The 18,861-nt window shown below is 64.0% G+C and carries 23 protein-coding genes; 9 read left to right on the top strand and 14 right to left on the bottom strand.

Translation table 11 applies throughout. The features are described 5' to 3' along the window. The first annotated feature begins 118 nt into the window (after positions 1-118). Genes KY494_RS01515 through KY494_RS01525 form a run of 3 tightly spaced genes read left to right on the top strand, consistent with a single transcriptional unit; the run spans position 119 to position 3,183 of the window. A complete protein-coding gene (locus KY494_RS01515; RefSeq protein WP_219889605.1) occupies positions 119-1,036 on the top strand; it encodes an alpha/beta fold hydrolase in 918 nt (305 codons plus the stop codon). 42 nt (positions 1,037-1,078) lie between these two features. Then, a complete protein-coding gene (gene ldcA, locus KY494_RS01520; protein ID WP_219889606.1) occupies positions 1,079-1,996 on the top strand; it encodes a muramoyltetrapeptide carboxypeptidase in 918 nt (305 codons plus the stop codon). A gap of 29 nt (positions 1,997-2,025) precedes the next feature. Continuing rightward, on the top strand, positions 2,026-3,183 hold the full coding sequence (locus tag KY494_RS01525) for a DUF418 domain-containing protein (protein ID WP_258194591.1): 1,158 nt from the start codon (positions 2,026-2,028) through the stop codon (positions 3,181-3,183). Between the two features lies 1 nt (position 3,184). Here the strand turns inward: KY494_RS01525 and KY494_RS01530 are convergent, their stop codons facing one another. Continuing rightward, entirely contained in the window at positions 3,185-3,901 is a 717-nt protein-coding gene (locus KY494_RS01530) for an SOS response-associated peptidase (protein ID WP_219889607.1), read from the bottom strand. A gap of 140 nt (positions 3,902-4,041) precedes the next feature. Between KY494_RS01530 and KY494_RS01535 the strand changes: the two genes are divergently transcribed. Then, positions 4,042-4,263: a hypothetical protein gene (locus tag KY494_RS01535; protein WP_096235591.1), complete on the top strand. Its 222-nt coding sequence runs from the start codon at positions 4,042-4,044 to the stop codon at positions 4,261-4,263. 13 nt (positions 4,264-4,276) lie between these two features. Here KY494_RS01535 and KY494_RS01540 read toward each other — a convergent pair whose 3' ends face one another. The 3 genes from KY494_RS01540 to KY494_RS01550 form a co-directional block, all read right to left on the bottom strand. Further along, positions 4,277-4,522, bottom strand: coding sequence for a hypothetical protein (locus KY494_RS01540; protein ID WP_219889608.1), 246 nt, complete (start codon positions 4,520-4,522; stop codon positions 4,277-4,279). Positions 4,523-4,578: 56 nt separating this feature from the next. Beyond that, positions 4,579-4,884 (bottom strand): hypothetical protein, encoded by a 306-nt coding sequence (locus KY494_RS01545; protein ID WP_219889609.1) that lies wholly within the window; start codon positions 4,882-4,884, stop codon positions 4,579-4,581. Positions 4,885-5,021: 137 nt separating this feature from the next. Continuing rightward, a complete protein-coding gene (locus KY494_RS01550) occupies positions 5,022-5,228 on the bottom strand; it encodes a hypothetical protein (protein ID WP_219134330.1) in 207 nt (68 codons plus the stop codon). 173 nt (positions 5,229-5,401) lie between these two features. Between KY494_RS01550 and KY494_RS01555 the strand changes: the two genes are divergently transcribed. Next, a complete protein-coding gene (locus KY494_RS01555; protein ID WP_219889610.1) occupies positions 5,402-6,340 on the top strand; it encodes an arginase family protein in 939 nt (312 codons plus the stop codon). Here the strand turns inward: KY494_RS01555 and mntP are convergent. The 3 genes from mntP to KY494_RS01570 all read right to left on the bottom strand — a co-directional run bounded on the left by mntP (position 6,311) and on the right by KY494_RS01570 (position 8,492). After that, a complete protein-coding gene (gene mntP / locus KY494_RS01560; protein ID WP_099763654.1) occupies positions 6,311-6,880 on the bottom strand; it encodes a manganese efflux pump MntP in 570 nt (189 codons plus the stop codon). The genes KY494_RS01555 and mntP overlap by 30 nt on opposite strands. 60 nt (positions 6,881-6,940) lie before the next feature. Continuing rightward, entirely contained in the window at positions 6,941-7,795 is an 855-nt protein-coding gene (locus KY494_RS01565) for an undecaprenyl-diphosphate phosphatase (protein WP_219889611.1), read from the bottom strand. Between the two features lie 76 nt (positions 7,796-7,871). Continuing rightward, the gene (locus tag KY494_RS01570; RefSeq protein WP_219889612.1) at positions 7,872-8,492 is read right to left on the bottom strand and encodes a LysE family translocator; all 621 of its coding nucleotides are present in this window, start codon (positions 8,490-8,492) and stop codon (positions 7,872-7,874) included. A 169-nt stretch (positions 8,493-8,661) separates the two neighbouring features. On the opposite strand from KY494_RS01570, the gene KY494_RS01575 reads away from it, so the two are divergent. After that, a complete protein-coding gene (locus KY494_RS01575; protein ID WP_219889613.1) occupies positions 8,662-9,555 on the top strand; it encodes a LysR substrate-binding domain-containing protein in 894 nt (297 codons plus the stop codon). A gap of 9 nt (positions 9,556-9,564) precedes the next feature. On the opposite strand, the gene KY494_RS01580 is transcribed toward KY494_RS01575, so the two are convergent. From KY494_RS01580 to KY494_RS01605, 6 genes are all read right to left on the bottom strand, one after another. Then, the gene (locus tag KY494_RS01580; RefSeq protein WP_219889614.1) at positions 9,565-10,422 is read right to left on the bottom strand and encodes an alpha/beta hydrolase; all 858 of its coding nucleotides are present in this window, start codon (positions 10,420-10,422) and stop codon (positions 9,565-9,567) included. A gap of 94 nt (positions 10,423-10,516) precedes the next feature. After that, positions 10,517-11,158, bottom strand: a complete 642-nt coding sequence (locus KY494_RS01585) for a hypothetical protein (protein ID WP_219889615.1) — start codon at positions 11,156-11,158, stop codon at positions 10,517-10,519. 84 nt (positions 11,159-11,242) lie between these two features. Then, positions 11,243-11,569, bottom strand: coding sequence for a hypothetical protein (locus KY494_RS01590; RefSeq protein ID WP_219889616.1), 327 nt, complete (start codon positions 11,567-11,569; stop codon positions 11,243-11,245). A 25-nt stretch (positions 11,570-11,594) separates the two neighbouring features. After that, on the bottom strand, positions 11,595-12,275 hold the full coding sequence (locus KY494_RS01595; protein ID WP_219889617.1) for a hypothetical protein: 681 nt from the start codon (positions 12,273-12,275) through the stop codon (positions 11,595-11,597). Between the two features lie 97 nt (positions 12,276-12,372). After that, entirely contained in the window at positions 12,373-14,043 is a 1,671-nt protein-coding gene (locus KY494_RS01600) for a DUF6138 family protein (protein WP_219889618.1), read from the bottom strand. Between the two features lie 116 nt (positions 14,044-14,159). Beyond that, positions 14,160-14,477, bottom strand: coding sequence for a hypothetical protein (locus tag KY494_RS01605; protein ID WP_219889619.1), 318 nt, complete (start codon positions 14,475-14,477; stop codon positions 14,160-14,162). Between the two features lie 153 nt (positions 14,478-14,630). On the opposite strand from KY494_RS01605, the gene KY494_RS01610 reads away from it, so the two are divergent. Next, positions 14,631-15,779 carry a sensor histidine kinase KdpD gene (locus KY494_RS01610; RefSeq protein WP_219889620.1) on the top strand — a complete coding sequence of 383 codons (1,149 nt, stop codon included), beginning with the start codon at positions 14,631-14,633 and terminating at the stop codon, positions 15,777-15,779. Positions 15,780-15,794: 15 nt separating this feature from the next. Beyond that, complete coding sequence (locus tag KY494_RS01615; RefSeq protein ID WP_219889621.1) at positions 15,795-16,052, top strand: DUF1488 family protein; 258 nt, start codon at positions 15,795-15,797, stop codon at positions 16,050-16,052. Here the strand turns inward: KY494_RS01615 and KY494_RS01620 are convergent. Further along, positions 16,049-16,867 (bottom strand): AraC family transcriptional regulator, encoded by an 819-nt coding sequence (locus tag KY494_RS01620; RefSeq protein ID WP_219889622.1) that lies wholly within the window; start codon positions 16,865-16,867, stop codon positions 16,049-16,051. The genes KY494_RS01615 and KY494_RS01620 overlap by 4 nt on opposite strands. Positions 16,868-16,978: 111 nt before the next feature. Between KY494_RS01620 and KY494_RS01625 the strand changes: the two genes are divergently transcribed. Further along, positions 16,979-18,604, top strand: a complete 1,626-nt coding sequence (locus KY494_RS01625) for a methyl-accepting chemotaxis protein (RefSeq protein WP_219889623.1) — start codon at positions 16,979-16,981, stop codon at positions 18,602-18,604. The last annotated feature ends 257 nt before the right edge of the window (positions 18,605-18,861 follow it).

Consider the following 18,861-nt stretch of genomic DNA (forward strand, 5'->3'; position numbering starts at 1 on the left):
GCAACACTTCAGGATGGGTGCCGCGTGCCGGTCTCATGTCTGAAGCACGATAGTGGTATGCTGATTGCAAGGCCGCAGCGATCGTGCCTGCGTGCTGGTTCCTGGAAGAGAGGCAATCATGGCAACCATCATGGCGAACGGCCTCAACATAGCTTATGAGAGCCACGGCAATCCCAACGATCCGTGCGTGCTGCTGGTCATGGGCCTGGGCATGCAACTGATCGCCTGGCCGGCGGACTTCGTCGAAGGCATCGTCGAGCAAGGTTTTCGCGTCGTGCGTTTCGACAACCGCGACAGCGGCCTGTCGAGCAAGATGGCGCAGGCGGGTAAACCATATTTGCCGCTGGCCTACGTGAAAAACCTCATCGGCTGGCCCCTGAAAACTTCCTACACCCTCAATGACATGGCGGACGATGCGCTGGGCTTGCTGACGGCCCTGCGTATTGCTCAGGCGCACGTGATCGGCGTGTCGATGGGCGGCATGATCGCGCAAGTGATGGCGGCGCGCGCGCAGCAGCAGGTGCTCAGCCTGACTTCCATCATGTCGAGCAGCGGCCGGCGCGGCTTGCCCGGCCCCACGCGGGCGGCGCGCAACGCCTTGTTGCAACGTCCGAAACGCAATGCCAGCCGCGCCGAACTGATGGCGCACATGGCGGCCACCGTGCGCGTCATCGGCAGTCCCGCCTATCCCGTCTCGGAAAAATTGCTGTACCAGCGCATCGAAGCGACGTTGCAGCGGGGCAGTTGCCCCGAAGGCGTGGCGCGGCAAATGGTGGCCATTGCCGCCTCGGGCGAACGCACGGCGCTGTTGCCAAGCATCAGCTGTCCGGCGCTGGTGATCCATGGCGCGGCCGACCCCTTGATCCCTGTCGCTTGCGGCATCGATACGGCGGCGCTGATTCCGGGCGCCCGGCTGGAAGTGATCGAAGGCATGGGACACGACATGCCGCCCCAACTGATCGAGCGCCTGCTCGCCTTGATCGATGTGCATCTGCAAGGTAAGATGGCGCCCCAGATGCGCTCCCAGCCAGCTTGAAAGTAAGCTGGCGCGCCCACTACTTGACTAGCCAGGCATATTTTGAAGACACCTGAAATTGGCATCGCCATCGTGGCGCCCGGCGGTTGCGCGCCCGATGAGGCGACCGTGGAGCGCGGCATCGCCCGCTTGCAGGCGCAAGGCGCCACCGTCCACAATTACTACGACCCCGAGCACACCTTCCAGCGCTTCGGCGGCACGGATGCGGGCCGCCTGGCGCAGCTGAACGCGGCCGCCGCCGATCCGGACGTGCAGGTGGTGCTCGCCCTGCGCGGCAGCTACGGCATCAGCCGCATCCTGCCCGACATCGATTTCGAACGCATGGCGGCCAGCCGCAAACTGTTTGTCGGCTACAGCGATTTCACGGCCTTCCACATGGGCTTGCTGGCCAAGACGGGCCGCGCCAGCTTTGCCGGTCCCATGGTCTGCGACGATTTTACGCGCGACGAACCCGAGCAGTTTACGCTCGATCAGCTGTGGTCGTGCCTGGCCGGTCCCACGCACACGGTCATGGGCGTGTCTGCCGGCAATCCGCAGGTCGAATTGCAAGGCAAGCTGTGGGGCGGCAACCTAGCCATGCTGGTCCACTTGCTGGGCACGCCATATTTCCCCCAGGTCGACGGCGGCATTTTGTTCCTGGAAGACGTCAACGAACACCCGTACCGGGTCGAGCGCATGCTGCTGCAATTGCTGCACGCGGGCGTGATTGGGCGCCAGCAAGCCGTGGTGCTCGGTGACTTTTCCGGCTATAAATTGAGCCCGATGGACAAGGGCTACGATTTCGACGTCATGCTGGCGTATGTGCGCCAGCGCTTGCCCGTACCCGTGCTGACGGGGCTGGAATTCGGCCACATCCGCCGCCGGGTCACCTTGCCGTTCGGCGGCCAGGCGCGGCTGCAATCGGATGCGTCCGGCTTCAGCCTGCAGGTGGGTGATTACCCGGCCCTGGCACGCCCCTGAACTCCATAAGCGCCAAACCCGGCAGGCTGTTGCAGCTCGATGTGCTGCGCGGCATCGCCGTGTTTGGCATCTTGCTGGTGAATATATGGGGCTTTGCCTGGGGCACGCTGTCCCTGCGCTACGGCACCTTGCCCGCGCAGCCGCCCGTGCTGGACCAGCTTGTCATTTTTTTTGTCGCTGCGCTGGCGCAATTCAAGTTCTATCCCATCTTCGCGTTTCTGTTTGGCGCCGGCTTTGCCTTGCAGACACGTTCCCTGAAACGCCAGCTAGGCGGCTGGGAGCAGGCGCAATCGGCTTACCGGCGCCGTTTGCGCTGGCTGCTGGTGTTTGGCCTGCTGCACGGGTTCCTCATCTGGAGCGGCGACGTGCTGACCTCGTATGCGGTCGCCGGCATGCTGATCCTGCCGCTGGCGGCCGCCAGGCTCAGCCGCGTGCGCAACCGCGCCTGGCTGGTGGCGGCCGGTTTTCTATTATTCATGTGCTTGTTGATTCCCGTGGGCCAGCAGGGCGGCGCGCCGGACATCGCGCGCGACCTGCAAGGCTTTGCGGACCGCTACGCGATTTACACGCAAGGCGGCGCGTGGGCCGTGGCCAGGCTGCGCGCCAACGATTTCCTCGCCTCGCTGCTGTACGCCATCGTCATGCTGCCGCATATCATCGTGCTGTTCCTGTTGGGCATCTTGTCCGTGCGCTGCGACTGGTTGACGCAGCCGCGGCGCCACCAGCGCCTGTGGCGCCGGGTGCGCGCCGTGGGGCTGGGCGTGGGCTTGCCGTTCAATCTGCTGGCGGCAGGCGCCATCGCGTGGCAGGTGGCCGATCCGTATCAAACCGTGTTCGATACGGCCCTGTTCGAAGTGGGCCTGTTCGCGGGCGGTCCCGTGCTGGCGGCCGGCTATGTGGCCGCGCTGATGCTGACCGGTCCCTTCCTGCTGGGCTGGCTGGGCACATGGCTGGCGCCCGTGGGGCGCATGGCGCTGAGCAATTATCTGCTGCAATCGTTGCTCGGCACCTGGCTGCTGCAGGGGCCGGGCCTGGGCTGGGGCGCCACACTGCGTCCCGCCGAGATGCTGGGCCTGGCGGTCATCATCATGGCGGGGCAGGTGCTGCTCAGCCGCTACTGGCTGCGGCACTTCCGCCAGGGACCGATGGAAGCGCTGTGGCGCCGGTTGGCGCGCCTGCCCGCTTGAGCTAGTCGGCGCCCCAGTCGAAGGCGCCTTGCGGCGACGCCGGCGGCGGCGCCCTGGGTTTGGCGGACGGCACCAGCGGATTATCGACGGCATGCCACTCGAACAAATCCACGTCGAGCATGCAGGTGCGCGCCAGGTGCAGCGCTTGCTCGGGGGGGAGCGCGGGGTCCAGCCAGCGGTGCGCGTCTTCCCGGCTGACGGCCACGGGGCGGCGGTCGTGGATGTCGACCATGCCACCGAGGCTGTCGGCCGTCACCAGCACGAAGCCCGCTTCCTCGCGGCTGAACTTCCAGGGGCCGAAATGGGCCAGCGCCAGCAGGAACAGGGGCGCGCGGTCGCGGCGGTGGATGTGCCACGGCTGCTTGCTACCTTTTTCCCCCGTCCATTCATACCAGCCGGACACGCAGACGATGCCGCGCCCCGCGCGCAGCAAGGGTTTCCAGTAGGCGCCGGCGAGTTTTTCCAGCCGCGCATTGATGGCGATGGGGATTTTTTTCTTGCCGGGCGCGGGCACGGCCTGTGCGGCCCAAGCAGGGCGGTAGCCCCAGAACACGTCGTCGACCCGGTGCACGCCATCCTGGATATGCAGCACGGGCCGGTAAGTGCCGGGCGAGACGTTCAGGTGCGGTTCTGCCTCGCTGTCGAACACCGCGTCGGTCCAGCCGAAGGACGACGCCAGCACGCGCGCCGTGTCATTTTGATCGAATCGTCCACACATGGCGAAATCATACCCGATCGCCATGGTGCGCGCGGTCTGGCACGCAGGCGTGGGTGTGGGCCAACGTACAGACTGCGGGCGGGCTATGGCGCACAGTGGAAGTCAGTCAGGTGGCTGACGCTTCATGCATCGGAGGAATTATGTCGTTTGAAAATCCCACCATCCACAAAGGTTTTACGATCAGCGCCACGGCTTGCCAGCGCCGCGATGGCCGGTGGGTCGGCTCGTATGTCAGCCAGAACCAGGCGCGCGGCGCGTATGCGGATACCTGCGACTACGACGATTGCAGCAATGAAAAAGAGGCGCAGCAACTGGCGCTGTCCGTCGGCTGGCGCCTGGCCGATGGGATGCAGGCACGTTAAGCTGCGCGCAGCGTCAGCTTTGGCGACGCAAGGCCAGCAGCAGGCCTGCGCACGGGAACAGCAGGGCCGTGCCCAGACGTACGGAGGTCAGCGAAGCGGCCTCCGCGCCCAGCACATGCGGCAAGGCCAGCAGCAACAGGGGCGCCGGCACGGCAATGGCGAAGAAAAACAGGTACCACGAGTAGCCATTCTTCTTGGCCAGCAAGGCGATCAGCGCGCAGCCGACCAGGAAGACCAGCGGTAGATTCACAAATTCCATGATGACGCACTCTTAGCAAGGGGAACGCGATTATACGCGCCGCTCCTTGCCGAGGCTTAATTGCCGACCAGGTCAGGCGGCTGTGGCGCCTGCTTGTCGCCGGCCGGCGCATCGGCGGGCAGCAGCGCCGTGATGGCGCCACTATAGATAAGTTCCTGGGCGTACGCCGATGCCTCGATCAAGGCCGCATGCGCGGACTTGAAGCTGCTGGGCGTTTCTATCAGGACGGGCTTGGCATACACCTGCTGCGTATCGCCGCGCTTGCTGATCAAAATCATGCCCCGATAGCGTCCATCCTTCTCCAGCGCCCCCGCCACATGAAATTCATAGCCCCGGATCTGATGTTTTTGTTGCTGATCCATGTCTCCCGCCTCCAGACCTGATTGTGGTGGCTCAGACCTTTTTAAGCGTATCGAACAGCTGAGTGTTTGATTTGTATCAATACGTCCCTTGAACGCATTCAACTAGCGCCCCGCGCAGTAGCTTGCGGCAAGCGTCATCACCCAGCGCGAATGGCGCGGATCTGTTGGGCCGTCTCTTCGATCTCGCGATACGCTTCCTGGATATAGCCATTGATCGGATGCCCGTCCATCCACTCGAAATAGGCGCGCTCGTCGTGTTTGATGGCAAAGGGGACATGGTGGTCGCGTATCGACACGGCCGTGTCGCGCACCAGCGCGGCAAAAAGCAGCTCCAGAGTTTCCATGATGGTCACCTTGCGAGACAGGAATGCAGAGTATTCAATGTAGCACAAAGCGCGTCTTTGCCCACGCCCGGTGATCGCGGCGTGCGCGCCTGCCAGGTCTGCGTTGCGGCTATCATGAGGCCCGGCGGCACGCTGTGTGTCCGCACGTCAACCTGGATTGTAAAGTCATCCTCATGGAAATTATTCTTGCTCCTTCCAACTTGGGGCTGCGGCCCCTGGCTCCCGGCCATGAGCCGGGTACCTGGCGCGCGCCAGCCGTGCTGATGGCGAATGGCCTGGCAGCGGCCGTGGGCGCGATCGCCATCGTGCCACTGCCGCGCCCCGCCTATACGCCCCTGGCGCAGCCTGGCACGCGCCTGTATAACGGCGTGACGATGCGCGCATTCAACCTGGAACTGGCCGCGCGCGTTGCCGACAGCCATGCACGCGGCGCGTTTCCGCTGGTCATAGGCGGCGACTGTTCCGTGCTGCTGGGGGCCTTGGCAGGCGCCCGGCGCGCTGGCGGCGTTGCGCTGGTGCATGTGGATGGGCATAGCGATTTCCGCCATCCGGGCAATTATGACCCCGCGCAAACCCTGGGCGCCGTGGCCGGCATGGACCTGGCCCTGGCCACGGGCCGGGGCGAAGCGCTGATGACGCATTGGCCCGGCGTGGCGGCGCCGCTGGTAGCGGAAGAGCATATCGTGCAATTGGGGGAGCGGGAAAACCGCGACGCCGATTTCGCCTGGCCGGACGTGAATGATACGGCCATCACGCGCATCGACGTGTTCGATGCCAACGCGGCCGGTCCCGCCGTCGTGGCCAGCCGCATCAATGCCGTGCTGGACAGGGCTGAAGCGCGGCGCTTCTGGCTGCACCTGGATGTCGATGTGCTCGATCAGGCGCTGATGCCTGCCGTCGATTCCCCGGGCAGCCCCGGTATTGCGCCGGACGCCTTGCTGGCCATCCTGCGTGCCGTGCGCGACGGCGGCTGCTGCTGCGGCATGAGCGTGACAGTGTTCGATCCCGACAAGGACCCGGATGGCAGTTGCGCCGCCTTGCTGGTGGAGCTGCTGGGCCAGCTTTTCGCGCCAGCCCGGGCTTCAGGCCGGATGGCCGATATGCTCGTATAAGATCACGCAGCCGATGATGATCAGCACCAGGCCGCCCACCAGTTCGGCGCGCCGGCCCGCCACCGTGCCCAGCACGCGGCCCAGCATCACGCCCAGGGTCACCATGACGAAGGTGGAAAAGCCGATGGCGGCGGCCGTGACGACGATGTTGGCGCCCAACAATGCCAGGCCCGCGCCGACCACCATGGCGTCGATGCTGGTGGCCAGGCCCGTGACGGCCAGCACCCAGAACGAGTGCGACTGGGCCGGCGCTTCGTCCTCGTCGGCGTCGGACAGGGCATTGCGTATCATCAACAGGCCGATGATGCCCAGCAGGCTGAAGGCGATCCAGTGGTCCCACGCTTCCACGTAGGGTGCGGCCACGCTACCCAGGGCCCAGCCAATGATGGGCGTGATGGCTTCGATGACGCCAAAGATCAGGCCCGTGCGCAGCGCCTCGCGCCATTGCGGCTTGTGCAGGGCGGCGCCCTTGCCCACGGCGGCCGCGAAGGCATCGGTGGACATGGCGAGGGAGAGGGCGGCGGTGGCGGCGAAATTCATCGTTGGCTTTCAGTAAAACCTGGCTGGGATGGTTAGTTGCAAACTACAAACCCGGCGATTTTACCCTACGTACAGCACCACGGCAGAGGCCAGCAGGCAATACGCGCCAAAGAAATGCCAGCGGCCCTGTTCCAGCCAGCGCGACAGCCAGCGCAAGGCCAGCAAGCCGGCCAGGAACGATAGCAGCATGCCCAGCAGGCTGGGTCCGAGCAGGTGCAGCATGCTGTTGCCGTGTTCCAGATGGTCCAGGCTGCCATTTGCCACGGCCTGGTAAAAGCGCCAGCCTTCCTTGACCAGCACGGCTGGCGTCAGCACGACGGCCAGGGCAAAGCTGAATTCCTCGGCGCGGCGTTGCGGCACGCCCATGGCGATGCCGGCGGAAATGGTGGCGCCCGAGCGGGAAAAACCCCGGAAGGGCAGGCACAGGCCTTGCACGGCGCCGATCACCATCGCCTTGCCAATGGACAAGGTGCCATGCTGGCGCGCCTGCAGGCGCGAGGAGACGATGATCAGCACGCCGGCGGCGGCCAGCGCGGCGGCCATCAGTTTCGCATTGCCGAACAGGTGCTCGATTTCAAAGCCGGGCGCATCCTTGCTCATGAAATGGGTAATGCCCTTGAGCAAGCCGAAGCCGACGATGCCCGTCAGCGCCGTGGCGGCCGCGAGCAGCAGCACATTGCTGCGGAAGGCGGCGGTCGAACTGAAATACGTGGCGCGCCAGGATGCCCAGAAATACACGATGACGGCGAACATGGTGCCGGTGTGCAACATCACCAGCAGCATGGTCAGTTCCGGCGACGTGGGGTCCAGGCCCATCCATTTTTCCGCCATGATGACGTGGGCGGAGCTGGACACGGGCAGCAGTTCGGCGAAGCCCTGGACGATGGAAAGAATAAATAGTTGCAAAAAGCTCATGGGGGCGGGACTCGGGCGGGGGAAGATTAACCGCCGATTTTACCCGCCGTAGCGTGTGCCTGAGCCGTGCGCGCCATTACAGTTTGTCCATGTTGGCGCAGGCCAGCAGCACGCCCAGCGCCATCAGCAGCGTGCCGATCAGCCGGTCGAGGGTCCGCTGGTGCTTGACCATGCGCAAACGAAAGCGCGCTTGCGAGAAAAAGATGGCCACGAGGGCAAACCAGGCCAGGTGGATGGCGGACATGCACAGCCCATAGCCGAACTGGACGCTCAATGGCGTGCCCGGCTGCACCACCTGGGTGTAGGTGCTGATGACGAACAAGGTGGTTTTCGGGTTCAGCGCATTCGTCAGGAAGCCGTTGAGCAGGATCTTGTGCCGGGGCACGCTGGCGCCGCCATGCAGGTCGATGATGAGGCCCGCGCGGTTGCTCCAGGTTTTCCAGCCGATCACGATCAGGTACACGGCGCCGACAAACTTGATCGCTGTAAACAGCGCCGGTGAACTGGCGATGACCAGTCCCACGCCAAACATCGTATAGAACACGTGCACTTGCACGCCCAGCGCGATGCCGAGCGCGGCCAGCAAGCCGGCGCGGCGTCCATGCAGATAGCTGTTGCGCGTGACCATCGCGAAATCGGGGCCGGGGACGATGGAGGCCAGCAGGGTAATCAATGCAACGGCAAGCAATGCGATCATGTCTCTTCCTTGGAGGGTGGCGGCCGCATGGCAATCGGTGAGTATTCGTCGCCTGTAGGGGCAAGGCACTGCACCGATGCCGCCGGCCGGAACACGCATTATCGCGATAATGGCGGCCGATGAAAAACGATGATATCTTGCCGATATATGTGAGAAAAAATGACAGATCATGACCAGACAGACAGCACTCGGTAGCTTGCGTTTCTTCGAGGCGGCGGCCAGGCTGGGCAGTTTTGTCCAGGCGGCGGACGAGCTGCACGTGACGCACGGGGCGGTCAGCCGGCAAATCCGCCTGCTGGAAACGTCGCTGGGCACGGCCTTGTTCGAGCGCCGCAACCGCGGCGTCTTTCTGACCGCACCGGGCGCGCAGTTGCGCGATGCCGTGCAGCAGGCGTTCGAACGGCTCGACGCCGCCCTCGATGCGGTGCGCCAGCCGACCCGCCCGGCGCCGCTGGTGGTGTCATGCGAGCCGACGATTGCGATGAAATGGCTGATCCCGCGCCTCGGCGACTTTTACCAGCGCCATCCGGAAGTGCCGCTGCACCTGTTCGCCTCGGGCGGGCCGGTGGCGTTCCAGCGCGACGCGGTGGACGTGGCGCTGCGGCGCAACGATTTTGCGTGGGATGCGGCATTGCATGCGGAAAAGGTGTGCGACGAATGGATCGCGCCTGTGTGCGCGCCGGCCCTGCTGCGGCAAGGGCGGCTGGACTTGTCCGCGCAACGCCTGCTGCACACGGCGTCGCGCCCGGCCGCCTGGGCGCACTGGCGCGCCGTCGGCACGGACGACGGCAGTAGTAGCCTCGGCCACGGCGACAGCCAGACCTACGAGCATTTCTATCTGAGTCTGCAAGCCGCTTGCGCCGGCCTGGGCGTGGCGGTCGGCTCCGTCTTCATGGTGCGCGAAGATATCGACAGCGGGCGCCTGGTCGCGCCCCAGGGTTTCCGGCGCGACGGCAGCGGCTATTTCCTGCTGTCGCCGCTGCTGTTCGACGGCGATGCGCGCCGCGCCACCTTGCTGCACTGGCTGCGCGAGCAGATGGGGCAGGCGCTGCCGGTGGCGTAGCCGTGCCGCTTATTGCGGCGCGGTAATAGGCTTGAACACGGCGCGGAATGCTTTCAAGGCGGCCGGATGGTAGATGGTGCCATGGGTCTCTTCCGGCATCTTTTCCTGGTGCCATTGCAAGCCGGGCGGCGCCTGTTTTTCCAGCACCTGGGCCAGGCGCTGCACTTCGACGGCGATGCCCGCCTCGCTGCTGGACGCCAGGTACAGGCTGTGTTTGCCCGGCTTGCCCTTGGCCAGCAGGGCCGCCGCCTGACGCGGCAGGGCGCCATGATTCCACCACAGACTGGGGTCGAAGGCCAGGTAATGGTCGAACAGTTGCGGTTCCAGCAGATACGTTTCCACCACGAACAGGCCCGCCAGCGATTCGCCGACGATGGCCGTTTCGCCCGTCGTGCGGTAGCGCCGTTTGATTTCCGGCATCAGTTCATCGCGGATGAAGGCCCGGTAGGCCGGCGCGCCACCCACCACGGGGGCGATCTTGCGGTCTTCCGCGCTCTGCGTTGGGCCTGTCAAGTCGCGCCGGCGCTGCGTGTTTTGCATGCCGACCAGCATGAAGGGGCGCATCGTGCCATTCGCCACCGACACTTGCAGCAAGCCGGCCACGTGTAAAAAGTCTTCCGCCACGCCGCCGTCGGGCATGTACAGCACGGGCAGCGGCGCGTCGCGCGGCGTATCCCAGGCGCGCGCCATGTACACATTGATGTGGCGCTGTTCCTGCAGCGCCTGCGAATCGATCGTGAAACTGTCGCCGATGACGAGCGGCGTGGCCGCGCTGGCGGCAGCGGCCGGTGCGGCATGGGCGAGGTGGAAGGGGCTGGACAGCAGCAGGGCGGCGGTGAGGTGCAGTGCAAGGCAAGAGCGGCGCATGTTTTCCCGTGATAAAGGATAAGTAAGTCGGATCGATGGCATGTATATGTATGGACATGCCACCAAGCAATTCTATCTTATCTTTGGCGCAGCATTACTTGATCGTCAATAGCTTGCGCTCGCGCACGATTCCCGTCTTGTCGATCGTGTAGGCGACCAGCAGCGCGCCATCGTCGGCGCAGGCATGGCAGCTCTTCAGGGGCGTGGAAAACAGCACGCTCTGGCCGCCATCGGCGGTCGTCGTGCTGCCAATAAAGTCGGCGGGGGCGAACGGCACGGCGTCCGGATGGGCGGCGGCAAACGCGCGCCAGGCCGGGGTGGCGCGGTCTTCCTCGCGCACGGAGTCCTCGTCGACGTCGATGGCGGCGCCATCGCTGCCGATCAGCAAGCTACCTTCATTCGTGTTGGCGCGAAACGGATAGGTGACGGTGGCCAGGGCCGCCTTGCCCAGCGGGCGCCAGGCGGAGATAAAGCCGGCCTTGTTCGCCTTCACCAGCATGTTGGCGGCGGCGATGGCTTGCGGGCGCGCGCCCGAGCGCTGCATGGTGCGCAGCAGGCAGACGTCGGGCGCAGTTTGGGATTGTTCGCTGCGGCAAGCCGACAGCGAACGTTCCTGCCACACGGCGCGCGCATCGATGGGGCCTGTCGGCTGGGCATGGGCCGCCTGCATGGTGGTCAGGGCGGAGACGGCAAGTACGGCGCAGCCGGCCAGATGGCGGGAAAAGCGTGTGGGCATGGGGAGTCCTTTCAGTGCGGAAAACAATGTATCGTCATCGATTATAGAAGGAGGGCCGTGCCCGCCCACGCACCGCAGACCCGTTCAGCGCTTCTTTGCCGCCGCCTGGCGCAGGGCCTTCGCTTCCTGCTTGTTGGGAATGTGCGGACGCGTGGCCAGCTCCGCCTTGACGGCGGCGATGGCGGCGCCGAAATGCTGTTCCGCCTGTTCGACGCTGGCGCCCGCATAGTGCTGCTGGTTGGATTGCGCGGCACGCAGCCGGCGCAGCAGCGCCAGCAATTGCCTGCCGTGCAGGGCAGGCAATTCTTGCGCCAGCGCTTGCCTGACCACCGCGCCTTCCACATGGTCGGGGTCGATCAAGCGCAGCACGGCCAGGCCCGCAGGCTGTGGTGCCGGTGTCAATTTGTCCATCCAGCCATTCTAAACGAGGCCAGGATTACAGGTAGTCCCAGATTTCATCGAAAGTTTCGCGCGCGAAATCGTTGCGCCAGGCTTCCGAGTCCTTTTCGCGGCTGACGGCAAACACGGCGCGCCACGTCTGCTTCGGTGCGCTGGTGTAGGTCGCGGCGATCTTTTGCAGGCCGGCCTTGCATTGCTCGACCTTGCAGCCGCTCTTCGCCAATTGCTGGGCGGCAGCCGCCCACGCCACGGGCACCTTGACGACCTGGCACTCGAAGCTGACGGCGGCCGTCTGCATGCCGTTTTCCACGGTGACCGGGTCCGCCTTGGTGGCCTGGCACGCGGCGCCATTCTTGGCGGCGATGACGTTCGCGGCCAGCAATTCGGCGGCCGGCGTCACGGCCGCGCGCATGGGGGCCGGGAACAGGTCGGCGATCAGCTTGCCGGTTTCCGTTGGAAACTTGGCGTCCGCTTCCTTCAATCCGCTGTACGACGCGTATTCGGCGCTTTGCTGGCCCGCCAGACGGGTGGGGCGCAGGTAGGCGTTGAGCTGGGCGACGCTGGCTTCATCCTGGTTGATGATGGTCTTGATGTACAGGTTGGCGACGGCTAGCGGCGCCAGTTCCACGGCGGTGGGTTCAGCAGCCATGACTGGCTGCATCAGCGCGGCGGCGAGGGTGGCGGCCAGCAATCTGGCGGCAGGGAATTGCTTGTGCATGTATTTTCTCCACGATTCGATGTCAGGTGCCAAAAGATGCCTTATAGCAACGCTGGCGCGCGCATTATATATGGTGAAAGTCATAACGTTGCGCACTTCAGGCGTCGGTCTTGCTGGCCGCTTCCAGCAAGGCCAGCAGCAGCTCCTTGCGCCGGCCGTCCGCCTTGCGCGCCAGGGTGGCCAGTTTTTCCAGCTTGCCCCAGACCGGATACAGCATGTGCTCGACCAGATAGCCTTCCAGCCCTTGCAGTTGCTGGCAGAACAGTTCCAGCTTCTCCACCTCTTCCAGTTCCGTCTGGATTTTCACCTTGGCGTTGTCCGTGCAGGCGCGCAGGCAGGCCGCCAGCACGGGGATGGACTCCGTCGTCACGCCATGCTGCTCAGCAAAGGCGGCCGTGAACTGGTCCTGTACGCCCTGGTGTTCCTCGTCGACGCTGGCCATGTAGTGCTGCACCAGGGGAAAATAACGCGCATCGAGCAAGCCCAGGCCGAACGTGGCGTAGCTGCCGGGCATGCAATTCTTTTCGCCTTCCGTGTCCGCATAGAATTCGAATTGCTCGATGGCGGCGCGCGCATACGCTTCCAGTTGCGGCTGCAGGGACGCATGGGCGAGGGCGTTGGCAAAGAAACGGTGCGTGTCGGATTTCGCCAGTCCCTTGATCGGCAGATATTGCTTGAACTTGGCCTTGAGCTTGATCTGGTAGCTTTTCGGAAAACCGTTCCGCAGCAAATGCGTGATGAAGGCCAGCGCCTGCGCATACGCGTCTGCCTCTTCCCGGGCAATCGTGATGCTGATCGTGGCAAACACATCGTTGGCGCGGCATTCCAGCAGCGCATTTTTCAGGTGGATGTCGGCATCGGGGAAGGTGCCGCTGCCTTCCTTGAGCATGCGCACGGCCCGTTCGCTGCCCAGTTCGCGCGCGATTTCCAGGAATTTCAAGCCCTTTGACTTGGCGTAGCTGGCGTCATGGCGCAAGATCATCACCGCGCCATACAGCAGCAGGTCGATCGGCTGCAGTGCCTGTGCATCGGGCGCCGCGCCCGCTTTCAGTGTGTATTCGGTGGCGCGGTAGGCGGACAGCGCGCGGTCATAAAACTGCGGCAGGAAAACGTTTTCCGCCCATTGCGTGATGGCGCGGATGATGTCGGCGCGGTGCCTGGCCAAGTCGTCCGGCTGGGTCTTGTTCAAGGCCTGGATGCGTTCGTATTGGGCGATGGTCCAGGCCACGTCGAGCTGCGGGAACAGCTGCGGGTCGAGCAGGTGGCGTGCCAGGAAGAACGTTTCCAGCGGCTGCGTCGGATGCTTGCCATGCGTGAGCTTTTGCCCAATGTACGCGTGTATGTTTTCCAGCAAGGCCTGGCGTTTATCCTCGTTGACGTATTCCAGCAACGTCAGGTGCAGCTTGCCCTGCGCCGTCTGGAACTTGCCACGGCAAGTGAAGCGGTAGTCGATCATCGGCGTGTCCACCAGCGGCGCCAGGCGGGCCTGTACCACGGCCGTCAGTTGTGGCACGACATCGTCGCGCATTTGCGCATCGTCAAGGCGCGCCGCCGTGCCGGGGCGCGCGTCGTCGTCGAAGTCCAGGTCGATATCGTCGGCGATCGCGCGCCCTGGCTTGTAGTCGAGCATGAAGTCATTGAAAATGCCCGCTTGCAAGGTCGTGCGTTTGACGGATTGTTCCAGGTCGTTGCGCTGCAGGCGTTCATCGAACCAGGCGTGGATGGCCGCCGTCATTTCCTGTGTTACCAGCTCTACAAGAGTACTCATCAGTGTCGTCGTCTTTCCTTGCGCGTGACGGCGCCACCGGCTGCCGTCACGGTCATGTTTTATAAAAGCACTATTTTAGGTGGCCGGGCCTGGCCGCAACAAGGGCCGCACGGGCATCAGGAGGGGGCAGTGAGGAAGCGCGCGTCGATCTCATCGGATTGCGGGCCCACGGTGATCGTCGTGTGCCAGCCGGACGGCTTGTCGTTGCCGTCAAACAAGGCGATGCGCGTGTGGACGAACAGCACCGCATATACGCCCGATTTCATGTCGCGATTCAAGTCCCAGTGCATCAGTTCGATGGCTTCGCCCATGCGCGGCAGATGGGCGCCCGACGGCAGCAGGATGTTCTGGTTGATGAATTCCCGGCTCGGGCCCGGTTCCTTGTGGCGCGGATCGATGTAGCGGAACGAGACGCTGGTAACGATGTTGCTCATGCATGGCTCCTGCCTGGTGATGTACATGATGACAATAGCACAGGGGAGGGCCGATGCGTGCGCGTAAGTAAGTATGTACGGTAACAGACGGTGCTTGACGGATCATCGCGCTAGGCTGGCTTGTTCTTAATCATTGAGATTACCGAAAACGCCATGATGCATTTATTCCTAGCGGAAAATCGCGCCGAGCTGGAGCGCCGTTGTCGTGACAAGGTCGCCAAGCGGCCCATGCGTTTTTCGACTGAAATACAGTTAAGGGAAGGCATCCCCATCTTCCTGGACCAGCTGATCCGCACTCTGAAGGCGGAAGAAGCGGGTAAGCTGGCGCAAAGCCTGGCAATTTCTGGTTCCGCCGACGGCAGTGCGGCGAGTACATCGGAACTGGCCGACAGCGCCAGCACGCACGGCGGGCAATTGCTGGCGCTCGGCTATTCCGTCAGCCAGGTGGTGCACGATTATGGCGACCTGTGCCAGGCTGTCAGCGATCTGGCCGTGGCGCTGGACGAGCAATTTGCCGTCGAGGAATTCAGGACGCTGAACCGCTGTCTCGACAACGGCATTGCCGAAGCCGTATCCGAATTTTCCCAACGGCGCGACGTGCTGATCGCCGACGAGCAGGCCGTGCAGCTGAGCCAGCGCATCGGCTACTTTGCCCATGAGCTGCGCAATCATCTCAGCACTGCCAGCCTGGCTGTCGCCGCCATCAAACAGGGCGGCATGGGAGTGACGGGCGCCACTGGCGCCGTGCTCGACCGCAGCCTGGTGGGTTTGCGTACCCTGATCGACCGCTCGCTGGCGGAGGTGCGGGTGGAGGCGGGCCTGACCTTGCAACGCTCGGTCTTTTACTTGGACAACTTCATCAGTGAACTGCGCTATTCGGCCAGCCTGGAAGCGGACTTGCTGTGCTGCACCTTGATCGTGGACGAGGTTGCACCCTTGCTGCAGCTCAATGCGGATCAGGATTTGTTGCTCTCCGCCGTGGGCAACCTGCTGCAGAATGCCTTCAAGTTTGGCTCGCCGAAGGGTGCGGTGGTGCTGCGCGCGTATGCACACGGCGAGCGGATCAGGATCGAAGTGGAAGACAACGGCGCCGGCATGCCGCCGCAGGCCGCAAATGACTTGTTTTTGCCCTTTACGCAAGGCGGCGCCAACAAGACGGGCCTGGGCTTGGGCCTGTCGATTGCGCGGCGCAGCGTGGAAGCGAATGACGGCACCTTGAGCGTGAAAAGCGTGCCTGGCCATGGCTGCGTCTTCATCATCGACTTGCCACGGCATGCCGCTTCGGCCACCGTCGCCAAATGAACGGGGGCGGCGGCCATGCCCTATGACATCCTGCGCGACAGCATCGCGCTCGAACCGGCGGGCGACGCCATCCGCTTCCATCTGAGCGTCTTCGGCGTGGAAAAGACTTGCCGCATCACCGTGACGGCATTGCGCAGCCTGGACCAGGGACAGGGCGGCGACTGGCTGCTCATCTTCGACACCCACCGCCTGCGCATGGGCCAGCGCGCCTTCGCTTATCTGAGCCGCGATCTGCTGGTCAGCAGCGTGGTCTTGCGGGCGCTCGATTTTTAGTTGGCTCCCTGCGCCAGCCATTCGCGCGGCGACAAGCCGCTGTATGCGCGGAAGGCCCGGGTGAAGGCCGGCTGGCTGGCATAGCCCACTTCCAGCGCGACATCCTGCACCAGCCGGCCCTGCTGGAGCAGCGCCTGGGCGCGCAGCATGCGCTGGCCCGTCAGGTATTCGGCCGGCGGACATCCGATGACGGCGTGGAACTGGCGCGCGAAGCGGCTGCGCGACATGCCGCACAGCGTCGCCAGCGATGCCACCGTCCAGTGGCGCCCGGGATGGTCGTGCATGGCCGTCATGGCGTTGGCGAGGGCGGCATCGGATTGGTCGAGCAGGCATGTGGCGGGCATGAGATGGTTGGCCAGCGCATGGCGCAGCAGTTGGACGATCAGCACGTCGCACAGGCGGTTGAGCACCAGTTTCTGCCCCAGTCCCCCATGTTGCGCCTCGTCGAACAGCAGATCGAGCAGGCCAGCCATGGCCGGCAGTTGCGCCAGCGGCAGCGGCAGGCACGGCGGCAGGCTGTCGATCACGGCCCCGTCGTCGCCGGGCAGATGCACGGTCGCGCATAGCAGCCGCGCCGTGCCGGCACCCGTGTCGAGGCCGTGCGCCTGCGGGCGCGGGTAAAGAATCAGCGTGGGCGCATCGACGCGCAGCCGGGTGCCGTCTGCGTGGACGAAGGTCACCGACCCTTCGCGCACCAGGTGCAGATGGCCCCTTCCCGGTTGCGCGGGGAAGTGGTTGCTGCCGCAAAACGTTCCCTCGAAGAAAGTGTCGGCTGAAAAGCCAAATTGCAGCAACAAGGCAGACAAGCGATCCATGGAAATTATAAAAAGACGATAAGATATAAATTGTATCCCATCAGCAACAAATGTTTCCATTTTTATCGCTATGATGGCGCCTTGATGTTTGTTCTTACATGGAGTACGAAAATGGCATTGTCCAACTTGAAGATCGGCACCCGCCTGTATCTGGCCTTTGGCGCCGTCGTCGCCTTGCTGGCGATACTGGTCGCGTCTGCGCAAGCGAATTTTTCCCGCCTGGGTGAGGCCAATGGACTGAATATCCATACGTACGAGGTCATGGGAGAGGCCAATGCCTTGCTCGAAAGCCTGATCAACATCGAGACCGGCGAGCGCGGCTTTGCCCTGACCGGCAAGGATAGCTCGCTGGAACCGCTGGCAAGCGGCCAGCGCGGCTTTACCGAACACTTGCAAAAGATCCGCACCTTGACTGCCGACAACCCTACCCAGCTGGAGCGGCTGAAGGCATTGGAAGGTGCTCAGCAGCAATGGTTGGCGACGGCCATCAATCCCGTGATCGCCTTGCGCCGCGCGGCGGCCGTCGATGGCAGCCTCGACGCCGTGGTGGCGGCGGAGCAGGCCGGCAAGGGCAAGGCGGCCATGGATGCAATGCGTATCTTGCTCGCCGACATAGGCAAGACGGAAAGTATGTTATTAGGGCAACGGGGCCACGAAGCGGCCGCCTTGCAGTCGCGCACGACGTGGGTCTTGTTGGGCGGCGGCGTCATCGCCGCACTGCTGGCGTGCATGCTGGCGATCTTGCTGACCCGTAACATCACGCGCCCGCTGGTCGAGGCGGTGGCGTTGGCCCAGCGCGTGGCGCAGGGCGACCTGAGCAGCGATATCGTCGTGCGTTCGCAAGATGAAACGGGTCAGCTGATGGCCGCCCTGCGCGACATGAACACGGCGCTGGTTGGCATCGTGGGCGAAGTGCGCGGCGGCACCGATACCATTGCCACTGCTTCCGCGCAGATCGCCGTCGGGACCATGGACTTGTCATCGCGCACGGAACAGCAGGCCAGTTCGCTGGAAGAAACGGCGTCGTCAATGGAAGAGCTGACTGCGGCCGTCAAGCAGAATGCGGACAATGCGCTGGCGGCGCGCTCGCTGGCGTCGGCGGCGTCCGCTGTGGCCGTCAAGGGCGGCGCGGTGGTATCCGAAGTGGTGCAGACCATGGGCTCGATCAATGATTCCTCGCGCAAGATTGCCGATATCATCGGTGTGATCGACGGCATCGCCTTCCAGACGAATATCCTGGCCTTGAATGCCGCCGTGGAGGCTGCCCGCGCCGGCGAACAGGGACGCGGTTTTGCCGTGGTGGCCACGGAAGTACGCAACCTGGCCCAGCGTTCGGCCAGCGCCGCCAGGGAAATCAAGGGCTTGATCGACGATTCCGTGGACAAGGTGGGTGCGGGCAGCAAGCTGGTCGACCAGGCCGGTGCCACCATGCAGGACGTGGTTGATAGCGTGCAGCGCCTGAGCGCCATCATCGGCGAGATTACGGATGCGAGCGAAGAGCAGCGCCTCGGCATCGAGCAGGTGAATGAAGCCATCAGCCAGATGGACCAGGTGACGCAGCAGAATGCGGCCCTGGTCGAAGAAGCGGCGGCCGCGGCCAATGCCATGCAGGATCAGGCGGCGCAGCTGTCGCACGCCGTGCAAGTGTTTCGCCTGAAGGATGCGCCGCATACCACCCAGGCCGGCGCGGCGCGGCCAGCAGGGCGTCGGCCCTTGGCCTTGACCATGGGCGGCTAGCCTCCGGCACTGTGGCCCCGCAGGCGGCGTATGGTATTTCCGCACAGATCGTCAAGTAAATGCAGGTATGGCTGGACGGAAATGTTACATCTGGGTATTCTGCGCATCTGATACTTATTTCTATACAGAAAAAGGTAACAGGGCGGTTCGTGCCAGCGGCAACGCGGCTCGCACGGCCAGGCAAGGTCGGGCATGCAAAGGTGAAGTCGTCCGCTTGCTGAGCGAAACGGTCGTGTTTCGGCTCGCGACGGGCAGGG

The sequence above is a fragment of the Janthinobacterium sp. PAMC25594 genome (genome assembly GCF_019443505.1).
Classification (GTDB): Bacteria; Pseudomonadota; Gammaproteobacteria; order Burkholderiales; family Burkholderiaceae_D; genus Janthinobacterium.